Annotated in this window: 16 protein-coding genes and 1 pseudogene; 9 read left to right on the top strand and 8 right to left on the bottom strand. The window is 59.3% G+C overall.

Annotated features, from left to right (window positions below; all coding sequences use genetic code 11):
* The first annotated feature begins 4 nt into the window (after positions 1-4).
* Positions 5-1282 (top strand): NAD(P)/FAD-dependent oxidoreductase, encoded by a 1278-nt coding sequence (locus tag HB780_RS06950; RefSeq protein WP_183689297.1) that lies wholly within the window; start codon positions 5-7, stop codon positions 1280-1282.
* 16 nt (positions 1283-1298) lie between these two features.
* Here the strand turns inward: HB780_RS06950 and HB780_RS06955 are convergent, their stop codons facing one another.
* On the bottom strand, positions 1299-1697 hold the full coding sequence (locus tag HB780_RS06955) for a RidA family protein (protein ID WP_183689298.1): 399 nt from the start codon (positions 1695-1697) through the stop codon (positions 1299-1301).
* Between the two features lie 165 nt (positions 1698-1862).
* Between HB780_RS06955 and HB780_RS06960 the strand changes: the two genes are divergently transcribed.
* On the top strand, positions 1863-2453 hold the full coding sequence (locus tag HB780_RS06960) for a TetR/AcrR family transcriptional regulator (RefSeq protein ID WP_183689299.1): 591 nt from the start codon (positions 1863-1865) through the stop codon (positions 2451-2453).
* Positions 2454-2540: 87 nt separating this feature from the next.
* Here the strand turns inward: HB780_RS06960 and HB780_RS06965 are convergent, their stop codons facing one another.
* From HB780_RS06965 to HB780_RS06990, 6 genes are all read right to left on the bottom strand, one after another.
* On the bottom strand, positions 2541-3995 hold the full coding sequence (locus HB780_RS06965) for an NAD-dependent succinate-semialdehyde dehydrogenase (RefSeq protein ID WP_183689300.1): 1455 nt from the start codon (positions 3993-3995) through the stop codon (positions 2541-2543).
* 20 nt (positions 3996-4015) lie between these two features.
* Positions 4016-5059, bottom strand: coding sequence for a tartrate dehydrogenase (locus HB780_RS06970; protein WP_183689301.1), 1044 nt, complete (start codon positions 5057-5059; stop codon positions 4016-4018).
* A gap of 9 nt (positions 5060-5068) precedes the next feature.
* Complete coding sequence (locus tag HB780_RS06975; RefSeq protein WP_183689302.1) at positions 5069-6532, bottom strand: aldehyde dehydrogenase family protein; 1464 nt, start codon at positions 6530-6532, stop codon at positions 5069-5071.
* A gap of 157 nt (positions 6533-6689) precedes the next feature.
* Entirely contained in the window at positions 6690-7043 is a 354-nt protein-coding gene (locus HB780_RS06980; RefSeq protein ID WP_183689303.1) for a cupin domain-containing protein, read from the bottom strand.
* Between the two features lie 22 nt (positions 7044-7065).
* Complete coding sequence (locus HB780_RS06985) at positions 7066-7989, bottom strand: 2-hydroxyacid dehydrogenase (protein ID WP_183689304.1); 924 nt, start codon at positions 7987-7989, stop codon at positions 7066-7068.
* Positions 7990-8118: 129 nt separating this feature from the next.
* Entirely contained in the window at positions 8119-9447 is a 1329-nt protein-coding gene (locus tag HB780_RS06990; protein ID WP_183689305.1) for an NAD(P)/FAD-dependent oxidoreductase, read from the bottom strand.
* A gap of 277 nt (positions 9448-9724) precedes the next feature.
* Between HB780_RS06990 and HB780_RS06995 the strand changes: the two are divergent.
* The 3 genes and pseudogenes from HB780_RS06995 (at position 9725) to HB780_RS07005 (ending at position 11777) form a co-directional block, all read left to right on the top strand.
* Positions 9725-10623, top strand: a pseudogene (locus tag HB780_RS06995) (GNAT family N-acetyltransferase).
* A gap of 103 nt (positions 10624-10726) precedes the next feature.
* Entirely contained in the window at positions 10727-11254 is a 528-nt protein-coding gene (locus HB780_RS07000) for a DUF992 domain-containing protein (RefSeq protein ID WP_183689306.1), read from the top strand.
* Between the two features lie 277 nt (positions 11255-11531).
* A complete protein-coding gene (locus tag HB780_RS07005; protein WP_183689307.1) occupies positions 11532-11777 on the top strand; it encodes a helix-turn-helix domain-containing protein in 246 nt (81 codons plus the stop codon).
* 62 nt (positions 11778-11839) lie between these two features.
* Here HB780_RS07005 and HB780_RS07010 read toward each other — a convergent pair whose 3' ends face one another.
* The gene (locus tag HB780_RS07010; protein WP_183689308.1) at positions 11840-12634 is read right to left on the bottom strand and encodes an IclR family transcriptional regulator; all 795 of its coding nucleotides are present in this window, start codon (positions 12632-12634) and stop codon (positions 11840-11842) included.
* Positions 12635-12941: 307 nt separating this feature from the next.
* Here HB780_RS07010 and HB780_RS07015 point away from each other — a divergent pair, with 307 nt between their 5' ends.
* The 4 genes from HB780_RS07015 to HB780_RS07030 all read left to right on the top strand — a co-directional run bounded on the left by HB780_RS07015 (position 12942) and on the right by HB780_RS07030 (position 18895).
* The gene (locus tag HB780_RS07015) at positions 12942-13481 is read left to right on the top strand and encodes a DUF982 domain-containing protein (protein ID WP_183689309.1); all 540 of its coding nucleotides are present in this window, start codon (positions 12942-12944) and stop codon (positions 13479-13481) included.
* A 1018-nt stretch (positions 13482-14499) separates the two neighbouring features.
* Positions 14500-15192, top strand: a complete 693-nt coding sequence (locus tag HB780_RS07020) for an outer membrane protein (RefSeq protein WP_183689310.1) — start codon at positions 14500-14502, stop codon at positions 15190-15192.
* Positions 15193-15230: 38 nt separating this feature from the next.
* The gene (locus HB780_RS07025) at positions 15231-16421 is read left to right on the top strand and encodes a Hint domain-containing protein (RefSeq protein ID WP_183689311.1); all 1191 of its coding nucleotides are present in this window, start codon (positions 15231-15233) and stop codon (positions 16419-16421) included.
* A gap of 155 nt (positions 16422-16576) precedes the next feature.
* Complete coding sequence (locus tag HB780_RS07030; protein ID WP_183689312.1) at positions 16577-18895, top strand: glycosyltransferase family 4 protein; 2319 nt, start codon at positions 16577-16579, stop codon at positions 18893-18895.
* Positions 18896-18904: the final 9 nt, after the last annotated feature.

An 18904-nucleotide genomic window follows, 5' to 3' on the forward strand; every position in this document is an offset into this window, starting at 1 on the left:
CGCCATGCAATTCAAGTCCTACTGGCACGACACCGCCCCTCGCTTTGAGAAGCAGAGCGCTGTACCACTCGAAGGTCACTACGACGTCGCGGTGATCGGTGGTGGTTTTACGGGATTGGGGGCGGCGCTTCAGCTCGCCAAGGCCGGCGCCAAGGTGGTCGTGCTGGAGGCAGGCACGGTCGGCTCCGGCGCGTCAGGCCGCAACGGCGGCCATCTCAACAACGGCCTCGCCCACAGCTTCGTCTCCGCCAAGGCCGAGCTTGGGGTCGAGCGTGCAAAGGCGCTTTATCGGGCCTTCGACGATGCCGTCGATACTGTCGAGCGGATCGTCACCGAGGAGGCGATCGATTGCAATTTCCGGCGCGCCGGAAAGCTGAAGCTCGCGTCGAAGCCGGCTCATTTCGAGGGGATCGCCAAGAATTTCGAAGCGGTCAATCGCGAGATTGATCCCGACACGGCGTTGCTGACGGTTGATGATCTCAAAGCGGAAATTGGATCGTCCTCCTTTCACGGCGCGATGCTCTCCAAGAAGAGCGCCATGATGCACATGGGTCGCTATGCGGTCGGTCTTGCCGAGGCGGCGGTTCGTTATGGCGCTAATATCGTCGAGAATGCTGCCGTGACTGACCGAAAGGTCAATGGTGGCCGGCATGAATTGACGACCGCGCGCGGCAAGCTTTCCGCCGACAACGTCTTTCTGGCGACGGGCGCTTATACGCCCGGCATTTTCAGCTATTTCCGGCGACGTATCATCTCCGTTGGCAGCTTCATCATCGCCACGCGGCCGCTGACCGAGGCTGAGGTCGCGGCCACCATGCCCGGCAATCGCACCTGCGTCACCTCGCTCAATATCGGCAATTATTTCCGGCTTGCTCCGGATAACCGTCTCATATTCGGTGGTCGGGCGCGCTTTTCGGCGACGTCCGATCAGCAGTCCGACGGCAAGAGCGGCGAGATCCTGCGCGCCGGCCTTGCCGAGATCTTTCCGCATCTGGCCAAGGTCGAGATCGATTATTGCTGGGGCGGTCTGGTCGATATGACCAAGGACCGTTTTCCGCGTGCCGGCTATGTCGATGGGCTGTGGTACGCCATGGGCTATTCCGGCCATGGCGCGCAGATGGCGACCCATATGGGCATGATGATCGCCGACGCCATCCTCGGCAAGGCGGATCGCAATCCCGTCAAGGATCTCGCCTGGCCGGCGGTGCCAGGGCATTTCGGCAAGCCCTGGTTCCTGCCGTTGGTCGGGGCCTATTACAAGACGCTCGACCGGTTTCAATAGCCGGAGATTTCCGGAATCACGCCTTCGAAGGGATGCGGGCAATGACCTTGATCTCGAAATCGAAGCCGGCGAGCCAGTTCACACCGATCGCGGTCCAGTTCGGATAGGGCGGCTCGCGGAAAACCGTCTGTTTCACGGCCATGATTGTCGGAAACTGGTTTTCAGGATCGGTGTGGAACGTCGTGACATCGACGATATCATCGAGCGTGCAGCCCGCGGCGCCCAGCGTTGCCTTGAGGTTTTCGAAGGCCAACTGCACCTGGCGTGCGAAATCGGGTTCGGGCGTTCCATCGGAACGGCTGCCGACCTGCCCCGACACGAACAGGAGGTCTCCGGACCGAATGGCAGCGGAGTAGCCGTGCTCTTCATAAAGGGCATGCCGGTTGGCGGGGAAGATTGCTTCGCGTTTGGTCATTTCTGATCTTTCCTCATCGACGTTGATGGCCGACAGACAAGCGCAGTACGAACTGTGAGCTTCACAGGCTGCTGCATCATCTGATATACGGTACGTATGTGAAATAGCCATATACGCCTCGTATGTCAAATTGATATACGAGGCGTATATGAAATTGAGGGCAAGATGGCCAAACGACGTGTCGAGACGATGGAGGAGAACCGCGCCAAGCTGATCGCGGCCGCACGAAAGGCCTTCGCCGAAAAAGGTTATTCGGCTGCCTCGATGGACGAATTGACTGCCGAAGTCGGTCTAACGCGAGGTGCGCTCTACCATAATTTCGGTGACAAGCGCGGGCTTCTGGCGGCGGTTGTCGATCAGATCGACTCAGAAATGGCGTCGCGCGCCCAAGAGATCGGCGTTCTCGCGGGCGACGATTGGAACGGGCTGCTTGCCGAAGGCGCCGCCTATATCGAGATGGCGCTTGTTCCGGAGGTGCAACGCATCGTTCTGCTTGATGGACCGGCGGTGTTGGGCGATCCGTCGAAATGGCCGAGCCAAAGCAGCTGTCTTCAGGCAACCAAGCAGACGGTGGAGCGTCTCATCGCCCAGGAGGCCATCAAGCCGGTCGACGCGGAGGCCGCCGCCCGGCTTCTCAGCGGCGCGGCGCTCAATGCCGCTCTCTGGGTCGCGGCAAGCGATGATCCGCAACATGTGCTGCCCAGGGCTGTCGAGACCTTCCAAGCCTTGGCTTCGGGTCTTCTCATGAAGGCGTGAATTCGTGACGGCGAGGAAGCCGCCGAGATATTCGTGCTGCACATCGATGAGGGCGGCTTTCGCCGCCGCCCCATTCTGGCCGATATGTCAGGCAAGCCCACCGATATGGAAGGTCTTCATCTCGAGATATTCCTCGATGCCATATTGCGAGCCTTCGCGTCCAAGTCCGGATTGCTTGACGCCGCCGAACGGGGCGACTTCGGTCGAGATCGCACCGGTGTTGAGTCCGACCATGCCGAATTCCAATGCTTCGCCAACCGCCCAGGAGCGCTTGAGGCTTTCGGTGTAGAAATAGGCGGCAAGCCCGAATGGCGTGCCGTTGGCGATAGTGATCGCCTCGTCGTCGGTCTTGAAGCGGAAGAGCGGCGCGACGGGGCCGAAGGTCTCTTCGCTGGCAAGCAGCATGTCGGTGGTCGCGCCCGACAGCACGACCGGGGCGGCATATTGGCGGCCTTCCGGCAGGTTCGACGCCTTTGCGATGATTTTGGCGCCCTTTTCGACAGCGTCGCTGACGTGGCGCTCGATCTTGTCGATGGCGGCCGCATTGATCATCGGGCCGATATCGACGCCGGCCTGCGTGCCCGGGCCGACCTTCATGGCGGAAACGCGAGCCGCAAGTTTGCCGGCAAAGGCGTCGTAGACTTTGTCTTGCACCAGGATGCGGTTGGAGCAGACACAGGTCTGGCCGCCGTTGCGGAATTTGGAGGCGATGGCGCCTTCGACGGCGAGATCGAGATCCGCATCATCGAAAACGATAAAGGGCGCGTTGCCGCCGAGTTCGAGGCTCAGCCGCTTGATGTTGTCGGCCGCGCCGCGCATTAGGAGCGCGCCGACGCGGGTCGAGCCGGTAAAGGAAATCTTGCGCACCGTTTCGTTGTGCATCAGCTCATTGCCGATTTCGGTCGGCATGCCGGTGACAATGTTGATGACGCCGGGGGGAATGCCGGCGCGTTCGGCAAGAACGCCAAGCGCCAGCGCCGAATAAGGCGTGAAGTCGGATGGCTTGATGACGACGGTGCAGCCGGCAGCCAGCGCGGGCGCCACCTTGCGGGTAATCATCGCATTGGGGAAATTCCAGGGCGTTATGATGCCGCAGACGCCGACCGGCTGCTTGAGGACAACGATGCGCCGGTCGCGGGTCGGCGAGGGGATGGTCGTGCCGTTGATGCGGCGCGCTTCCTCAGCGAACCATTTGACGAAGGAGGCGCCGTAGCGGATTTCGCCGCATGCTTCGGCGAGCGGCTTGCCCTGCTCGGTCGTCAGGATCAGGCCGAGATCGTCGCAATTCTCGATCATCAGATCGTACCAAGCTTCGAGCAGCAAGGCGCGCTCGGCATGGGTCTTCTCGCGCCACGCCGGGAAGGCGGCATTGGCGGCGTCGATGGCGGCGCGGGTTTCAGCTCCGTCCATATCGGGAACGGTGCCCATCACGGCCTGCGTCGCCGGATCGATGACGTCGACGGTCTTGCCGGTGGCGGCGCCGCGCCAGGTTCCACCGATCAGGCCTTGCTGGCGAAACAGGCTCTTGTCCTTGAGGTCCATTAGTGTCGCTTCCTTGTCGTTCAGGCGAGTGCGTTCAGCACAGCATAGGTGATTGCGTCGGTCTTGTCCTTGCCGGGAACCGTGCCGATACCGGCCTCGGTCGCGGCGGAGATGGCATGCATGATCTCGGCCGCGGCTGTCTTCTCGCCGAGGTGATCGAGCATCATGGCGGCCGACCAGATCGCGGCGATCGGATTGGCGATGCCGAGATGGGCGATATCGGGGGCGGAGCCGTGCACCGGCTCGAACATCGACGGTGCGCTGCGGTCGGGATTGAGATTGGCGGAGGCGGCGAAGCCGAGGCCACCCTGGATGGCGGCACCAAGGTCGGTCAGGATATCGCCGAACAGATTGGAGGCGACGATGACGTCGAGGCTTTCCGGCGCCATCACCATCCGCGCCGCCATGGCGTCGATATGGTAGTTCGTGACGCTGACGTCAGGATATTCGGCGGCTATCCGCGCGGTCATCTCGTCCCAGAAGACCATGGAATATTTCTGCGCATTTGATTTGGTGACGGAGGCAAGCTTACCGCTCCGCGAGCGGGCCTGCTCGAAACCGAAGCGCAGGATGCGCTCGACGCCCGCCCTGGTGAAGATCGAGGTTTCGACGGCGACCTCGTTTGCCGTGCCCTGATGCACACGTCCGCCGGCGCCGGAATATTCGCCCTCGGTGTTCTCGCGAATGCAGACGATATCGAAGTCACGGGCCTTGAGCGGTCCCTCGACACCGGGCAGCAGCCGATGCGGCCGGATATTGGCATATTGCTCGAACGCCTTGCGGATCGGCAGCAGCAGGCCGTGCAGGGAGACGGAATCGGGAACTTCGGCGGGCCAGCCGACCGCGCCGAGCAGGATGGCGTCGAAACCGCGCAGCGTCGCAATGCCGTCGGCCGGCATCATCGCGCCGGTTTCCTTGTAGTAGGCGCAGGACCAGGGGAAACTGGTCGGCTCAAGCCCGAAGCCCGCCTTGGCGGCGACTTTCTCTAGCACCTGCCATGCGGCGGCGGTGACGTCCCTGCCGATGCCGTCGCCGGGGATGAGAGCGATTTTATAGGTCTTCATGTCAGGTCCTCAAATATTGATCAGCACGGACTTGCTGCGGCGATTGGCGAGATAGGCGTCGCGGCCGAGGTCCTTCCCGATACCCGAGCTTTTATAGCCGCCGGTCGGCAGAATATGGTCGCGCGAGCGCCCGTAGCGGTTGACCCAGATGGTCCCCGCCTGGAGCTGGCGCGTGACGCGAACGGCGCGGGAAAGATCGCGCGTGAACAGCCCCGCTGCAAGCCCATATGTCGGATGATCGGCAAGCAAAAGCGCTTCCTCTTCCGTCTCGAAGGTCTGCAGCGTCAGGACCGGCCCGAAAATCTCCTCGGTCACCGCCGGTGATGCCTGGTCGACGCCAGTAAGCAGCGTCGGAGCATAGAAATAACCCGGATGGTCCAGCCGCGAGCCGCCAGTCAGGCATTCAGCGCCGGCGTTGATCGCGGCTTGTACAAGGCTGTCGATCCGCCCGATCTGGCGCTCCGAGATGATCGGCGAATATTGACTTTGCTCGTCCCAAGTGGGGCCAGGCTTGATATTACGCATATGTATCAGGATCGCTTCCGCCAGAGGTTCGGCAATCGAGCGCTCGGCAATCAGCCGCGAGCCCGCGACGCAGGCCTGGCCGGCATTGGAGAGGATGTTGCGGGCAATCGCCTCGGCGGCCAGATCGAGATCGGCGTCGGCAAAGACGACCTGCGGGCTCTTGCCGCCCAGTTCCAGCGTCATCGGCTTCACGCCGGTGCGCGCGATATTCTCCATGATCGCCGAACCGGCCCCCGTGGAACCGGTGAAGCTGATCTTGCCGATGCCGGGATGGCCGGTGATGGCAGCACCCGTGGTCGGGCCGTCGCCGAGGACGATATTGATCAAGCCGGCCGGAATGCCGGCGCGCACGGCGAGTTCTGCCATGTAGAGCGTCGAAAATGGCGTCATCTCGGAGGGTTTCAGCACGATGGCATTGCCGGCCGCAAGTGCTGGGCCGATCTTCCAGCCAGCCATGGAAATCGGGAAGTTCCAGGGCGTAATCGCGCCGACGATCCCATAGGGTTCGGTCATGATCATGCCGAGGCTGTTGCCATCGGTCGGTACGAGTTCACTGCCCTCCTTGTCAGCAAATTCGGCAAAGAAGCGTATCTGTTCGGCGGTGATCGCGACGTCGCCGGCGATGAGCTGTCCGATTGGGCGGGTCGAGGACACTGCCTCCAGGCGGGCAAGCGTCACGGCCTCTTCTTCCATGAGATCCGCCCACCGAACCAATGCCTTGGTCCGCTCACGCGGACGAAGGGTTGCCCAGCCGCTCGTCTTCAGCGCTTTGCTTGCCGCTGCGACGGCCTGATCGACGATATCCTTTCCGGCGACCGGACAATCGGCAAAGACCGCACCATCCGAAGGACGACGCATGGCCATTTCCCCGCGTGCCTGCACATAGCGGCCTTCGATGAAATGTCCGCTTGGAAGTTCGAGCGAATCTGGGTCGAAACTGAGGGTCATGGCTGTTCCTTGCCGCCGGGTCGCTCAAGTCTATCGCCAGCGTCCTGGCAGTTTCCATCGAGTCCTTGCAATGTCGCGATGGAATATCTCGTTTGCCCTTGGTGTTTCAGCGCAAGATTTGGCGCCTCGAAGACCGGGAGGTCCGCGAGGCCCATCATCAGGTGACCGTTACGTAGATCTTGCGGACAGTCTCTATCGTCCGCCAGACGCCCTTGAAGCCCGGCTTCATGACGAAGTTGTCGCCGGCACGATAGGTGACGGGCGCGCCGCCTTCCTCCGTCAACTCAATGACGCCCTGAAGGATATGGCAGAATTCGAATGTTTCGCCCTTGATAGAGTGGGTTTCGCCCGGCGTTGCTTCCCAAACGCCCGTGTTGATCATCCCGTCGCGGGTGTTGTCCTGGGCCCAGGTCTTGAAGGAGGGGTCGCCGGAGATCAGCCGCTCCGGCAGGGCCTTGGACTGCTTGGGCTCGAATGATGGCGTTGGGTCGATGGTTTTCAACAGGGACATGGGATTCCTTTCGCGATGATGATCAGTAGCCGCGGCTGCGGTCGATAAGACCGATCGGGTCAAGTCCGGCCTCGTGGCGGCGAATATTGGCGATGACGGTGTTTGCGGCCGTTTCCGGCTGGGTAACGCTGGCAATGTGTGGCGTCAGAATGATCTTGGGGTGGCGCCAGAGCGCGTGTTCAGTAGGCAGTGGCTCCGGGTCGGTGACGTCGAGAACCGCGCCGCTAAGGTGACCGCTATCGAGTGCATCCATAAGAGCTGCGGCGTCGAATTGCTGGCCGCGGCCGGCATGTACGAGGCTAGCACCTTGCGGCAAGGCCCTGAAGAGATCGGCATTCAGGATGCCCTGCGTTTCAGGTGTCAGCGGCAATAGGCAGACGAGAATATCGACGTCAGCCAGAAACTCGGTCAACTGGTCAGTTCCATGAAAGCAGGCGACGCCTTCGACGGCACGCGGCGAGCGACTCCATCCGGAAAGCGGGAAGCCGAACGGACGCAAGCGCTCGAGGACGGCAAGGCCGAGACTGCCGAGGCCGAGCACGCCGACACGCCGGTCCGGTGCCTGACGGACCGGTCGGGAGGCCCAGTCTTCTGCTCTTTGCTGCTGGATATAGCCCGGCAGGTCGCGATGCAGCGCAAGGACACCGAGCGTCACATATTCCTGCATCATCCTGACAATGCCGTCATCGACCATGCGGACGAGCTTCACCGTCTCGGGCAGTGTCGCAAGCGGAAACTGGTCGACGCCCGCGCCGATCGAAAACAGGATTTCGAGATTGCGATAGCGAGCGAGATCGGCAGGCGCCGTCCAGGTGATCAAGTATCTGACGGCCTCCGGATCGACGCTGGCCGCATCCGTGATGAAGGGGAGGTTGGGCAGTTCGCGTGCAAAGGCCGCTGCGAAAATCTTCGCCCGTTCCGCATCGGAGTTGAATAGAAACGCCATGGATTCCCTTGTACTTGCTGAGGGTATTCTGCCGGGGTTGCCACAGCAGGATACGTCGAAGTGGACTTGATCGACCGCATATCGATCCGATTTTCGATGTTCAGGCGGCGCGGGTAGTTATCGCAATCATCACAGCATTCCCGGCTTTCCAAGATCGGTGCCGTCGATCATGCGTTCATAGCGGAAGGGCGTCGGATCGACCGTGGGTGTGTCGCCTCGAATGAGATCAGCAGCAAGCATGCCGGCCCCAGGTCCGATCCCGAAGCCGTGGCCGCTATAGCCCGCCGAAACGAACAGGCCCGGCCGCGAGGCGATCGAGGAGATGACCGGTATGGCATCCGGGGTGGAATCCACGATGCCGCCCCAGCTTTGCGCCGGGCGAATGCCGGCAAGAGCCGGATAGGTCGACACCAGCCGGTCGATACCGCGCTTGACGAGATGGGCGTCCGGCTGCGGATCGAGCGTACGAATGTGTTCGAAGGGCGAAATGCCGTCCGCTTTCCAGCGGGCGATCGCTTCCGGGCCTTCGAAAAATGAGCGTCCGAAGGCATAGGTCAGGCCCTTTCGCCTGATCTGAAAGGTGCGCCAGAACTCGCGGGCCTGCAGCAGGCCGTAGGGTGTAATCTGCAACTGGCCGAGACCGCTTAGGCCAACGGTATACCCGCCATCCAGACGACGGCGCATCGTTACGTTCTCCATCGCGATGCCACCTTCCGTCACGGCCGCCGCAGCGGTTGTGTAGAACGAGGTGGATTTGACGCTTGCCTGCAGGAAGCGGATGCCATGATGCCGAAGGAACATGCCGCTCCAGGCGCCGCCGGCAACGAGGACGGCGGAGGTGCGGATACAGCCCTTTTCCGTGACAACGCCACTGATGTGCCCGGCTTGCGTTTCCAGCTCGCGGGCCGCGCAATTCTGGAGAATGACGACGCCGAGCCGTTGAGCGGCGCGCGCCAAGGCCGGCACGGCAAGCTCGGGTTCGGCTCTCCCATCGGTCGGGGAATAGACGCCGCCGTTCCAGCGCTGGCTGTTACCGGGAAGCATCTTCGCGCATTCGCTTCCCGTCAGCATTCGCGTGTCAACGCCAAAACCTCTGGCGATGACGCCCCATCGCTCCCAGGTGTCGATGCTAGCCTTCTGCATCGAGGCATAGACGAGACCCGAGCGACGAAAGCCGGTCTCCTCGCCAAGTTCCGAATTGAGGTTCTCCCACCGGTGCAGGGCAAGCTGCGCAAGCGGCAGCTCTCTCGGGTCGCGGTTCTGCTGGCGGCACCAGCCCCAGTTGCGGCTCGATTGCTCGCCGGCGATCACGCCCTTTTCGATGAGGACGACTGACGTACCGCGCTTGGCAAGCTCATAGGCGGCCGCGACACCTGCCATGCCGCCGCCGAGCACAACGACATCGGCCGATTTCGGAAGGTCATGGTTGCTGGCGACGCGGCCGACGGGAGGAGACATCGATGGATCTCTGGGGCAGGTGGAGGGAACGGTATCTCGGGAGCGGGAAGCACTCTCAAGAATAAGGCAGAGGCTGTCTCCTGTCTGCCGAAAGCTCGGTGGCTTTGGTGGAATCTTCTGAATTTACCGGGATTTCAAGCGCATTCTGTTGCGCGACCGCGTCTACAACCGAAGCGGGGCATTATTGCCTGCGAAAATTCAAAAGCCTATTCATCCAAACGCCCGGCAGGCGTTCTGGCCTCATCGGCGAACGCGCTTGGCGGGAGGGGAAACAGTCATGGCGAAATCCAGCTCGATCCAACTGGATTCCTTCGAACTGACCATTGGCGATATAAAGGATGCCGATCTCGATGCTCTGCATGCGCTGTCCCTGTCGGTAGGCTGGCCGCATCGCGCCGAGGACTGGCAGATCGTTCGCGACATGGGACGGGGTATCGTAGCGCATGATGCCATCGGCCGTGTGCTCGGCTCGGCCATGTGGTTCGATTTCACGCCCGATTTCACGACATTCGGCATGGTGATCACCTCACCAAGGTTGCAGACGCTGGGAACTGGCCGCTGGATGATGGAACACATCATTGCTGAGACCGGTTCGCGGGCGCTCGGCCTCAGCGCCACCCACTCCGCCAAGCGGCTCTACGGCTCTTTCGGGTTTCGTACCGAAAGGATCGTTTATCAATGCAATGGCGAGGCGGTCGCTCCGCCCGCGGAACCCTTGCCATCCGGCACGCTGTTGCGATCGGTCGATGAAAGCGATCTTGCCGAGATCGCGGCCTTGGATCTGGCGGCCTATGGCGCGGATCGCACGCCCATTCTCGCGCGCCTTCTAAGCGTTTCGAAAGGGGTGGCGCTCGTCCGGGGTGGTCGAATGATCGCCTTTTCGCTGTGTCGCCGCTTCGGGCGCGGTCATGTGATCGGCCCTGTCGTGGCGGCGAGCGACGAGGCGGCGATCGCCGTGACGCGGCCGCATGTGGTCGAGCATGCAGGCAGTTTTCTGCGGATTGATACTCGTCAACAGACCGGTGCCTTTCCACGTTTCATCATGCGATCGGGACTGCCGATCTACGACACCGTTACCAGCATGTCGCTACGGCGCTCCTGGCTGCGCGGCGACGGCGCTCCCCCAGTGATGGATTGCCGCTGACCTATGGTTTGGCCAGCCAGGCGCTGGGATAGCGATCGCTCACCGGCGCTTTGCCGCCATGAAAATCCTCTCCAGTTCGAACGAATTCCGCCTCGGTGCGTTGAACGAGGTGCGAATGCCCAAGGAGGAAACCTCATGAAGAACGTCGCTCTCATTGCCGCTGCCATCTCGCTGGCTCTCGGTATCTCCACAGCTGATGCCCAAACGATGCATCGGTCACACAAGCAACCCCATAAGGAGCAGGCCGCAGCCGGGCCGAAGGAACGCCTCGGCACGTTATCCTGCCAGATTGCAGGGGGTGTCGGGATGGTGATCGGCTCCAACAAATCGGTCGAGTGCCTGTTCAAACGGCGATCCGGACCGGCTGAGCGCTATGTCGGATCCATCGGCAAGCTCGGTCTCGATATCGGCATCACGGGCAAGTCCTATTTGAGCTGGGTGGTTTTCAGCACCCAGGCGACCCGTGCCGGAGACGGTGCTTTGGCCGGCAGTTATGTCGGCGCGTCCGCAGGAGCCTCGGTGGGTCTGGGCCTGGGGGCGAATGCGCTCATCGGCGGAAATTCGAAAAACTTCGGCCTGCAGCCGTTGAGCGGCGAAGCGGGAACGGGGCTTAACGTTGCCGCCGGCGTATCGAGGCTGCAATTGCGCTCGGCCACGAGATAAGGTGCCGGGAAATTCCTTACGCCGCGTGCCATGGGAGTGCGCGCGGCAAAGGTAAGGAAACGGAAGTACTGCCGGCTGGGCATGCCGATGAATGGGAAAATCCGGCCCTCGAACGGGGTCGGTCGTACCGACAAACTTCGGCACTTGTTTGCTAAGGATCTATGACTATATTGGCCGGGCACTCGACCGTGTCTGTTTGGGTCGAGATTGCTCATGGCTGCATAGCTGCCTTCACCCGGCAATTTGACTTGCCGGTGGACTTTGGAAGGAGAAATTCATGTCCATTACTCCCAGTAACCTCAATAGTTCGAAAGCTTCCGTGGTTCCCCATTCTGAAATTGGCGCCGCCGTCAGGCGTTCCCGCGAGGCCATCGGCTATACGATCGCCGATCTCTCAGAGACCTGTGGCCTTACCCAAGACGAGATTTCCGAGATCGAGCTTGGTGCTGATGCAGATCCGGCAAAACTTCGGCGGCTCGCTGCTGCATTGCAGGTTGCGCCATCGACCTTTCTGGTCATGTGAAAACGGGGCGCACCCATCCGGGTGCGCCACCCCTCGATCGCTAAGCGACCCGTTTCAAGTTTTCAAAGCTCTCCATGGACTTCCAGCGCCTGCAATTGGCGGTCAAAAGGTAGGTCCGGTCGCGTTCCCCGCCGTGTCAGTTCCGACTTCATCTGATTGAGAAGATCGCTGATCATCTGTTTGAGTTCGTCGGTTGCCATGCTTTCGGGGTAGGAAACGGCGATGCCGATGATCTCGCCGCTTTCAGGGTCGCGCAATGCGATGCCCTGGGAGGCTACACCGTGCAATGTTTCGCTGGAAGCGGAAGAGCGTCCTGTCTTCCGGATTTTCTGGATGCGTTCCAGAAGGGCATCGTGGTCGAGCGGACTGTTCGGCGACACGAAGGGCAGCGGATCCGGTACACGATCGCGCCACTCCTGATCGCTCAACAATGCCAGCATGGCGCGACCGCTTGATGTCGCATGCAACGGCATGCGGTGGCCTGGCACCGCCGCGATCGCTAGGGGGCTGGAGCCGCGAACGATCCTGAGAGCGACCATCTGTGTGCCGTCGAATACGGAGATGTATCCCGTGTGTCTGCCGATTCTGCAGATGTCTTCGAGGCGTTTCTGAACCATATCCAGAAAATCATGATTGGAGCGGCAGATTTGTCCGAGTTCGAAGAGCCGAATGCCAGGAGAATAGAGCCGACGTGTCGGTTCGAACTCCAGGATTCCGCTCTCCCGCAAGGTGCGCATGACGCGGGAGATCGTTGCTTTCGGCCGTCGAACTCTCCGTGTCAGTTCGGCCTGCGTCAGCGCCGGTTCTTCAAGCGAGAAGCAAGCCAGAACAGCGACTGCATCCTCAAGGGAGCTCATTTCAATACTCTTCAATGGCGATAACTTATAGTTCCACTATTGGAGCTCGATGTCAAATATGAGACGAATGCTGGACTTCACAACCGGAAACATTTATAATTATCATGGTCTATAGATAAGCCTAACAATTGGGCGCATACCAATCGATGACTTTTATTGGTATTAAGTCTGTCAAGAAACGGCGACTGGCCCTAATTGGGGCATGGGAATTTTTTAGTGTGCGGAAAATATTAGGAAGCACTGTATCGCGGCTGTGCAGGTCGGCTAGCTAAGCGGATTTGGTACGCAATTATTAGGAAATATTGGCATGTGGCAGAGTAATAAGAGCCTTCGCGCCGACATCGATCTCGGCGGCACTTTTACTGATTCCATCCCACTCGACATCTCCCAATCTGCGATCCATATGCAACCCTGTCTGGCGACAACAAAAGATCCTTTGCCTGGTGGCGCGGACGAGTTCGTCGAGGACGCCAGAATTGCAACCTCCGGCCGCAATGACGTTGCTCGTGGGGCTCAGGTCGAAAGAAAGATAGAGACGATCGACGGGGTTGCCGCCAAGCGTTTTCGTGAAATGTTCGAAATTGGTAACGATCCGGCAGATGCCAATCTTCCGGGCTTTGCGCCAATCCAAATCGAGATCCAAAGCGCTGACGGCTTTTTCGTCGTCGATACCATCGAAAAAGCCGTCGCATGTCTCACAGGCCACTGGCTTGGTCTCAAAGGTGAAGCCTTCGAGGCAGCGCTTCAGGCCTGTATCGATGGGATCAATCATCGGATTTCACCGGAAGAGATCCGGCAAGCTTTTATCAAGGCTGCCAACGAGGCGGGCATCCGCATCATCCCCTGACATTTCGGAATTCGCCGGTTTCTGACGGATCGTCCAGATGGCCGCAGTGCAGCATTGTGTCGGGCTTTCCTTGCAGGTAGCCGATGCCGTATCTTATCCGTTCTTCAATATTCGTCCGCGCAGGCAGAGGATGGATGCTGTCGCCTTTCCCGGAGGTGGAGGTCCGGCCATCGCTCCGAGCAAATTAGCCGGACCTCCTGCTATCGCAATTTGGCGGTTGCGACAGCGGCTCAGATGTGTACCGCTTATGGCGGACAGTCCATGCGGGAAACGACAGCAAAAGTCTGATTGCGCACGGTGGATCAAATCTGCGCCGGGATGAAAGATCGGACGTGCTCGACCGGTACTGAGGCCTATTCCATTCTTACAATCTGACATCGCGTCGAACCGCGTTTGCTCGGTTGCCGATCTGTAGAGACATTTGTGCCGCCGACCAGCTCTTCGGTCGGATCATCCGCAAGCAGAAAAAGCCGTGAAATTCAGCGAGCTTGTTCGCTGGAAGGTGCAGCTGACTGAGTGACGAAGGGGAGGCTCAACGACCCAATTGAGTGGTCCGCCCCGTTGAGCCTCCGGCCGCCACGAATCTCAATCTGCAGCAGCAGGACAAACCTGACGATTGCGCGAAAACCGGTCTATTTGAAAAGCGACAAAACGAGCCTGATGACGCCAGCACCTGAGAGATATGGTTGCGGATATCAGCGTTACGGAAGGGGTTCTGTGCCGGGCGGAGACAGCGCCTGCCTTGCTATTGCGATGAGCTCAACATCGAATCCGTCACAAGATATCGCCTCAGTGAATGAAGCGTGGGCGCCATCGCAATTATAGCTTGCTCTAAAAAGACGATTTGCAATCTTTTTCAATACGTATTGCGACATCCTTATACACGTAAAGCTTACATATTGGAAATATATATGCGTACCTTCGTATTTACACATATAATCAAGTCTATATTATGGCTCCGATGTCAACTTGCTGAAGTTGCATGTTAATCCATGAATTGCCTTGAGGAGAATAAAGAATGCATAAAGTACTCGGATCCACCGCTTTCCTTTTCGCGATCGGTCTGGCGAGTGCGAGCTTCGCAGCGGACCTCTCGGTCGAGACGCCGCCGACGGCGCCTATTGAGCAGCCGGTATTTACCTGGACAGGCTTCTATGTCGGTGTGAATGGTGGTGGCGGCTTCGGCGGTGATGACAACTTTGGCTTGCGTTCCGGCGGCAACTATCTTGGCAGGTTCGGTAAGCTTGAAGGATCGGGTTTCTTCGGCGGCGGTCAGGTCGGCTACAACTATCAGATAGATCCCAATTGGGTCATCGGCCTTGAAGCCGATTTCCAGGGCTCCGACATCCATGACTCCTTCACCAACGGCGGTGCGAGTGGCACCTCGAAGATCAACTGGTTCGGCACCCTCCGTCCGCGTCTTGGCTATGCCTATGACAATACATTGTTCTACGGCACCGGCGGCCTTGCCTACGGGCATATTGATTACAAGGGATCGTTGGCTGGTGTCGGCAGCTTCGATGAAGACAAAACCAAAGCCGGTTGGGTACTCGGCGCCGGCGTTGAACACGCCTTCACGGATCATGTGACCGCGAAGCTCGAATACCAATATGTGGACTTTGGAAGCTTTACCGCGGGGGGAGATGCTCTTTCAAGCAAAGCAACTGCTGACTTCCACAGCATTCGTGTGGGGTTGAACTACAAGTTCTGACAAGTGGCTAGTTTTAGTATCAGAGAGAGGACAGTAACATGGCTTTGATTAATATTGGTCTCCTAAACGGTGGTACAACCGTAATCAACAGCGCCAATGCCGGCGGCGCCAGTGACACGATTTCGCTGGGGCTCGTCTCCAACGGCACGGTGGTTGTCGATGGTGTCGACGTTACCATCAGTGCCCTCGTTGGCGGTGGTATCCTGTCGAACACGGTCGTTCAGGCCATCAACGGTGCGAATGTAACGTTTACCGGCGGGCTTGCTGGGGTAGCGGCCGGTTCGACCTTTGTCTATCAACCCGGCGCGAATTCCAGCATCGAAGTCCAAACAGGCTTGCTGAATGTTGGTCTGCTGAACGGTGTTACCGTCGACTTCGCTAACGCTGGCGGCACCGGCACCTTCATTTATAACAGCGGCGGGATCAATTTGAACCTTTCGACGCCGCCAAATGTCATCAATGTTCAATCTGGTGACAAGATCGAGGTGACCGGAACGACCGCTGTCTCGCAATCGGGCAATACGATTACCTTCACGACACCGGGGCTCCTTGGTATTCCTACCACAGTCGCCACTTACACGATCCCAGCCGGCGTGACATACACCTACGACAACGCTTCGGATACGCTGACCTTCACAAGCTGCTTCCTGCGTGGCACCCTCATCAGAACGCCGGAAGGAGACGTGCCGGTCGAGGATCTGCGGGTCGGCGACCTGGTGGTCACCCACAAGGGCGTGTCGGAAATTAGGTGGGTTGGTCGTCGCAGGCTCGATCCAAAGGCGATTGACAAGCCGCGTGATACGCTGCCGATCCGTATGATGGCGGGTTCAATTGCGGAGAATATTCCGGAACGAGACCTTCTTATTTCTCCGGATCATTGCATGTTCCTCGAGGAGTCACTGATTCCGGCAAAATTCCTCGTAAACGGAACGACCATCACCCAGGAGACGGTGCTTGAGCCGTTCGAATATTACCACATCGAACTGGAGCAACACAGCGTCATCCTGGCGGAAGGCGCGCAGACCGAAACCTATCTCGATCTCGGCGGGCGTTTGTCCTTCCTAGAACCTGGCGTTCTGCGGTTCGGCGCGTATGCCGGTACACGGAACTGGAACGACTGGTGCTATCCGCCCGTCTATGCAGGTGCGGTGCTCGAAAGAGCCCGTGAGATCCTCAGCGCCCGCGCTGCGGAGTTGGGCTACATCGTCGAAGACGCCAAGGCTTCCTAAGCCGATTGAACCAAAGGGCGGGCGGCTTCGGCCGTCCGCCCCAAAAAACGAACCGGGAGGCGGTGGTTCCAGTATTCAATCCTTCGTCTGACAGCGAAGCCTTGTTAGTACGGCATCCCGCCTGTTTCCTTTGAGCAGGGGCTTGGGAGTGGTGAATGCGTTATGAAGGTGTCGTGTCGCCCTATTCACTCGATGCTGGGGGCATCGACGAAAAATCATTGATTGAAAAATTTTCCGGCAAGACCGTCTTTTTCGACGGTGTGTTTAAAGGCGACTATAGCCTTGCTATCGTTAATCGCCATCTGGCCCGCGCGCTGATCGATCTCGGAGTCAATCTCATATGTCATACGGCTGAGGACGATTGGCAGACCGATGCCCGCCTCGTTGCCGCGCCTGACATCATGCGTCATATGCGCGACGACTACCCCGCAAACGAGCGGTTTGACATTCACCTCAGAAATACCTGGCCGCCAAAAACACACGACATGATCGGGCAGGTCAATGCCTATGTCGGGTTTGCGTGGGAAGAGCTTGAATTCCCGCAGTATCTGGTGGACAGGTTCAACCAGGATCTCGATCTTATCTTGGTGACGGCGAATTTTGTTCGCGACGCCTTCCAGCGATCCGGGGTGACAATTCCGATCGAGGTCATCGGCAATGGCTGTGATCATGCGTCGATCCCCAGCGGTAACCCGGTCTCGCCCTTGCCAGAAAACGGGCGCAAACGCATCCTCCACGTCTCCTCCTGCTTCCCGCGCAAGGGCATCGATGTTTTGATCGATGCATATCTGCGCAGCTTCCGGCCGGAAGACGCAGTGGAACTGGTGATAAAGACCTTTCCAAATCCGGATAGCATATTGGCGTCGGTACTGGCAGAGAAGCGCGAGCAGCTTTCCGACGCGCCTCCGATCGTCGTCATCGACCAATATTATGACGATGAACAGCTTCTAGCTCTTTATCGTTCCGCCGCCATGGTGGTTGCGCCCAGCCGCGGCGAAGGCTTCGCTTTACCCTTGGCCGAAGCCATGCGGCTCGATGTGCCCGTGGTGACGACAAATTACAGCGGGCAACTCGACTTCTGCCGTCCTGACACCGCCTGGCTGGTCGACTACCATATGTCGGCGTCCCGAGCTCATGTGGCGGGCTCCTTCAGTCTTTGGGCCGAACCGTCCGTGGAACATCTGGGCGCACAGATGCGTGCGGTGCTGGATCATCCCGACGAGGCCAAGGCCCGTAGCGAACGGGCGCAGAAATTGCTCGCGGCACATTTCACCTGGCATGCCGTGGCGCGCCGTGTCCTTGCCGCCTTGGCCAAGCCACCTCGTATTGCTGCTGAAGCGAAGTTTGATTGGACGATCGATCTGATCTCCTCATGGCAGCAGCAATGCGGCATTGCGACCTATTCGGAGCATCTTTATTCCCAACCAGCCTTTTCGAACAAGATCGACCATATCTTTGCCCGGCGGATCATGAACGACGCCTTGCCGGAACAATCGCAGGAAGAGACAACCGCGTCGTCTCACGGCATGTCTCGGCTCTGGGGTTACGATCTTTCTTCGCTGAAGCGTTTCGCTGCGAGGCTCGAGCACGGGCGGGCGGATGTGCTGTGGATGCAGCATCATCCGGGCCATTTCTCCACGCCCGACATGGAGTTGCTTGCGCAGGGATTACCGTTGACCAGGCATCGGTTGCGAGTCCTCACGATGCACAGCGTGAAGGAGGCTCTTCGCGGTGGTTCGTTGCGATGGACGAAAGCCTTCGATGTCGTTTTCGTGCATTCGGCGGAGGACGCCGCGACATTGTCGGCAGCGGGGCATTCGAATGCGATCGTTATACCGCATGGCGTCCTTCTCGAACCGGAGAATGCGCCTAAGCCGGATCCATCGCAGTTCACTATCGGCTCTTTCGGTTTCTTGATGCCGCACAAGAATATCGATCGCCTCGTGCTCGCGTTCGCGGAGGCTCGAACCTACGATCCGAGATTGCGGCTGAAACTCTTGAACTGCATGGTTCTGAACGATGAATCGCGCGCCGCGCGGGCCGCCATCGAGAACCTGATCGAGTATCTGGATTTATCGGAGCATGTGACCGCGCGCTTCGATTTCGTGCCCGAGGAGGAGTTGCGTCGCGAACTGATGAGCTGCGACCTGCTTTCCTTCCTTTATGGTCACTCCACCGAAACGGCGACAGGGGCCGCACGCATTGCAATGAGCGTGAACCGCCCGCTGTTATGCTCTCGCTCACCGGTTTTGCGCGATATGTGGCCGATTAGCCATGTCGTCAAAAGTACGGAAATCGAATGCATCGCCGAGGCGCTCCTCAGTCTCGCCCAGAACCCGCTATTGCTGAAGATGCGCGATAACGAACGCCTTCAGGCGGCACATTGGTATTCCTATCCGCGCACTGCTGCGCGGCACGTCATAGCGATCGAACAAATGTTAGGGGGCAATATTGACCGTCGCCGAGTTGCATAGACAACAGCC

The organism is Rhizobium lusitanum, assembly GCF_014189535.1.
Classification (GTDB): domain Bacteria; phylum Pseudomonadota; class Alphaproteobacteria; order Rhizobiales; family Rhizobiaceae; genus Rhizobium; species Rhizobium lusitanum_C.

Bases quoted from the DNA above. Each gene is read 5' to 3' on its own strand.
- HB780_RS07005 (WP_183689307.1), top strand. From the start codon at position 11,532: ATGTCCATTACTCCCAGTAACCTCAATAGTTCGAAAGCTTCCGTGGTT.
- HB780_RS07010 (WP_183689308.1), bottom strand. From the start codon at position 12,634: ATGAGCTCCCTTGAGGATGCAGTCGCTGTTCTGGCTTGCTTCTCGCTT.
- HB780_RS06975 (WP_183689302.1), bottom strand. From the start codon at position 6,532: ATGACCCTCAGTTTCGACCCAGATTCGCTCGAACTTCCAAGCGGACAT.
- HB780_RS06985 (WP_183689304.1), bottom strand. From the start codon at position 7,989: ATGGCGTTTCTATTCAACTCCGATGCGGAACGGGCGAAGATTTTCGCA.
- HB780_RS06960 (WP_183689299.1), top strand. From the start codon at position 1,863: ATGGCCAAACGACGTGTCGAGACGATGGAGGAGAACCGCGCCAAGCTG.
- HB780_RS06970 (WP_183689301.1), bottom strand. From the start codon at position 5,059: ATGAAGACCTATAAAATCGCTCTCATCCCCGGCGACGGCATCGGCAGG.
- HB780_RS06955 (WP_183689298.1), bottom strand. From the start codon at position 1,697: ATGACCAAACGCGAAGCAATCTTCCCCGCCAACCGGCATGCCCTTTAT.
- HB780_RS06965 (WP_183689300.1), bottom strand. From the start codon at position 3,995: ATGGACCTCAAGGACAAGAGCCTGTTTCGCCAGCAAGGCCTGATCGGT.
- HB780_RS06950 (WP_183689297.1), top strand. From the start codon at position 5: ATGCAATTCAAGTCCTACTGGCACGACACCGCCCCTCGCTTTGAGAAG.
- HB780_RS07025 (WP_183689311.1), top strand. From the start codon at position 15,231: ATGGCTTTGATTAATATTGGTCTCCTAAACGGTGGTACAACCGTAATC.
- HB780_RS07020 (WP_183689310.1), top strand. From the start codon at position 14,500: ATGCATAAAGTACTCGGATCCACCGCTTTCCTTTTCGCGATCGGTCTG.
- HB780_RS06990 (WP_183689305.1), bottom strand. From the start codon at position 9,447: ATGTCTCCTCCCGTCGGCCGCGTCGCCAGCAACCATGACCTTCCGAAA.
- HB780_RS07000 (WP_183689306.1), top strand. From the start codon at position 10,727: ATGAAGAACGTCGCTCTCATTGCCGCTGCCATCTCGCTGGCTCTCGGT.
- HB780_RS06980 (WP_183689303.1), bottom strand. From the start codon at position 7,043: ATGTCCCTGTTGAAAACCATCGACCCAACGCCATCATTCGAGCCCAAG.
- HB780_RS07015 (WP_183689309.1), top strand. From the start codon at position 12,942: ATGTGGCAGAGTAATAAGAGCCTTCGCGCCGACATCGATCTCGGCGGC.
- HB780_RS07030 (WP_183689312.1), top strand. From the start codon at position 16,577: ATGCGTTATGAAGGTGTCGTGTCGCCCTATTCACTCGATGCTGGGGGC.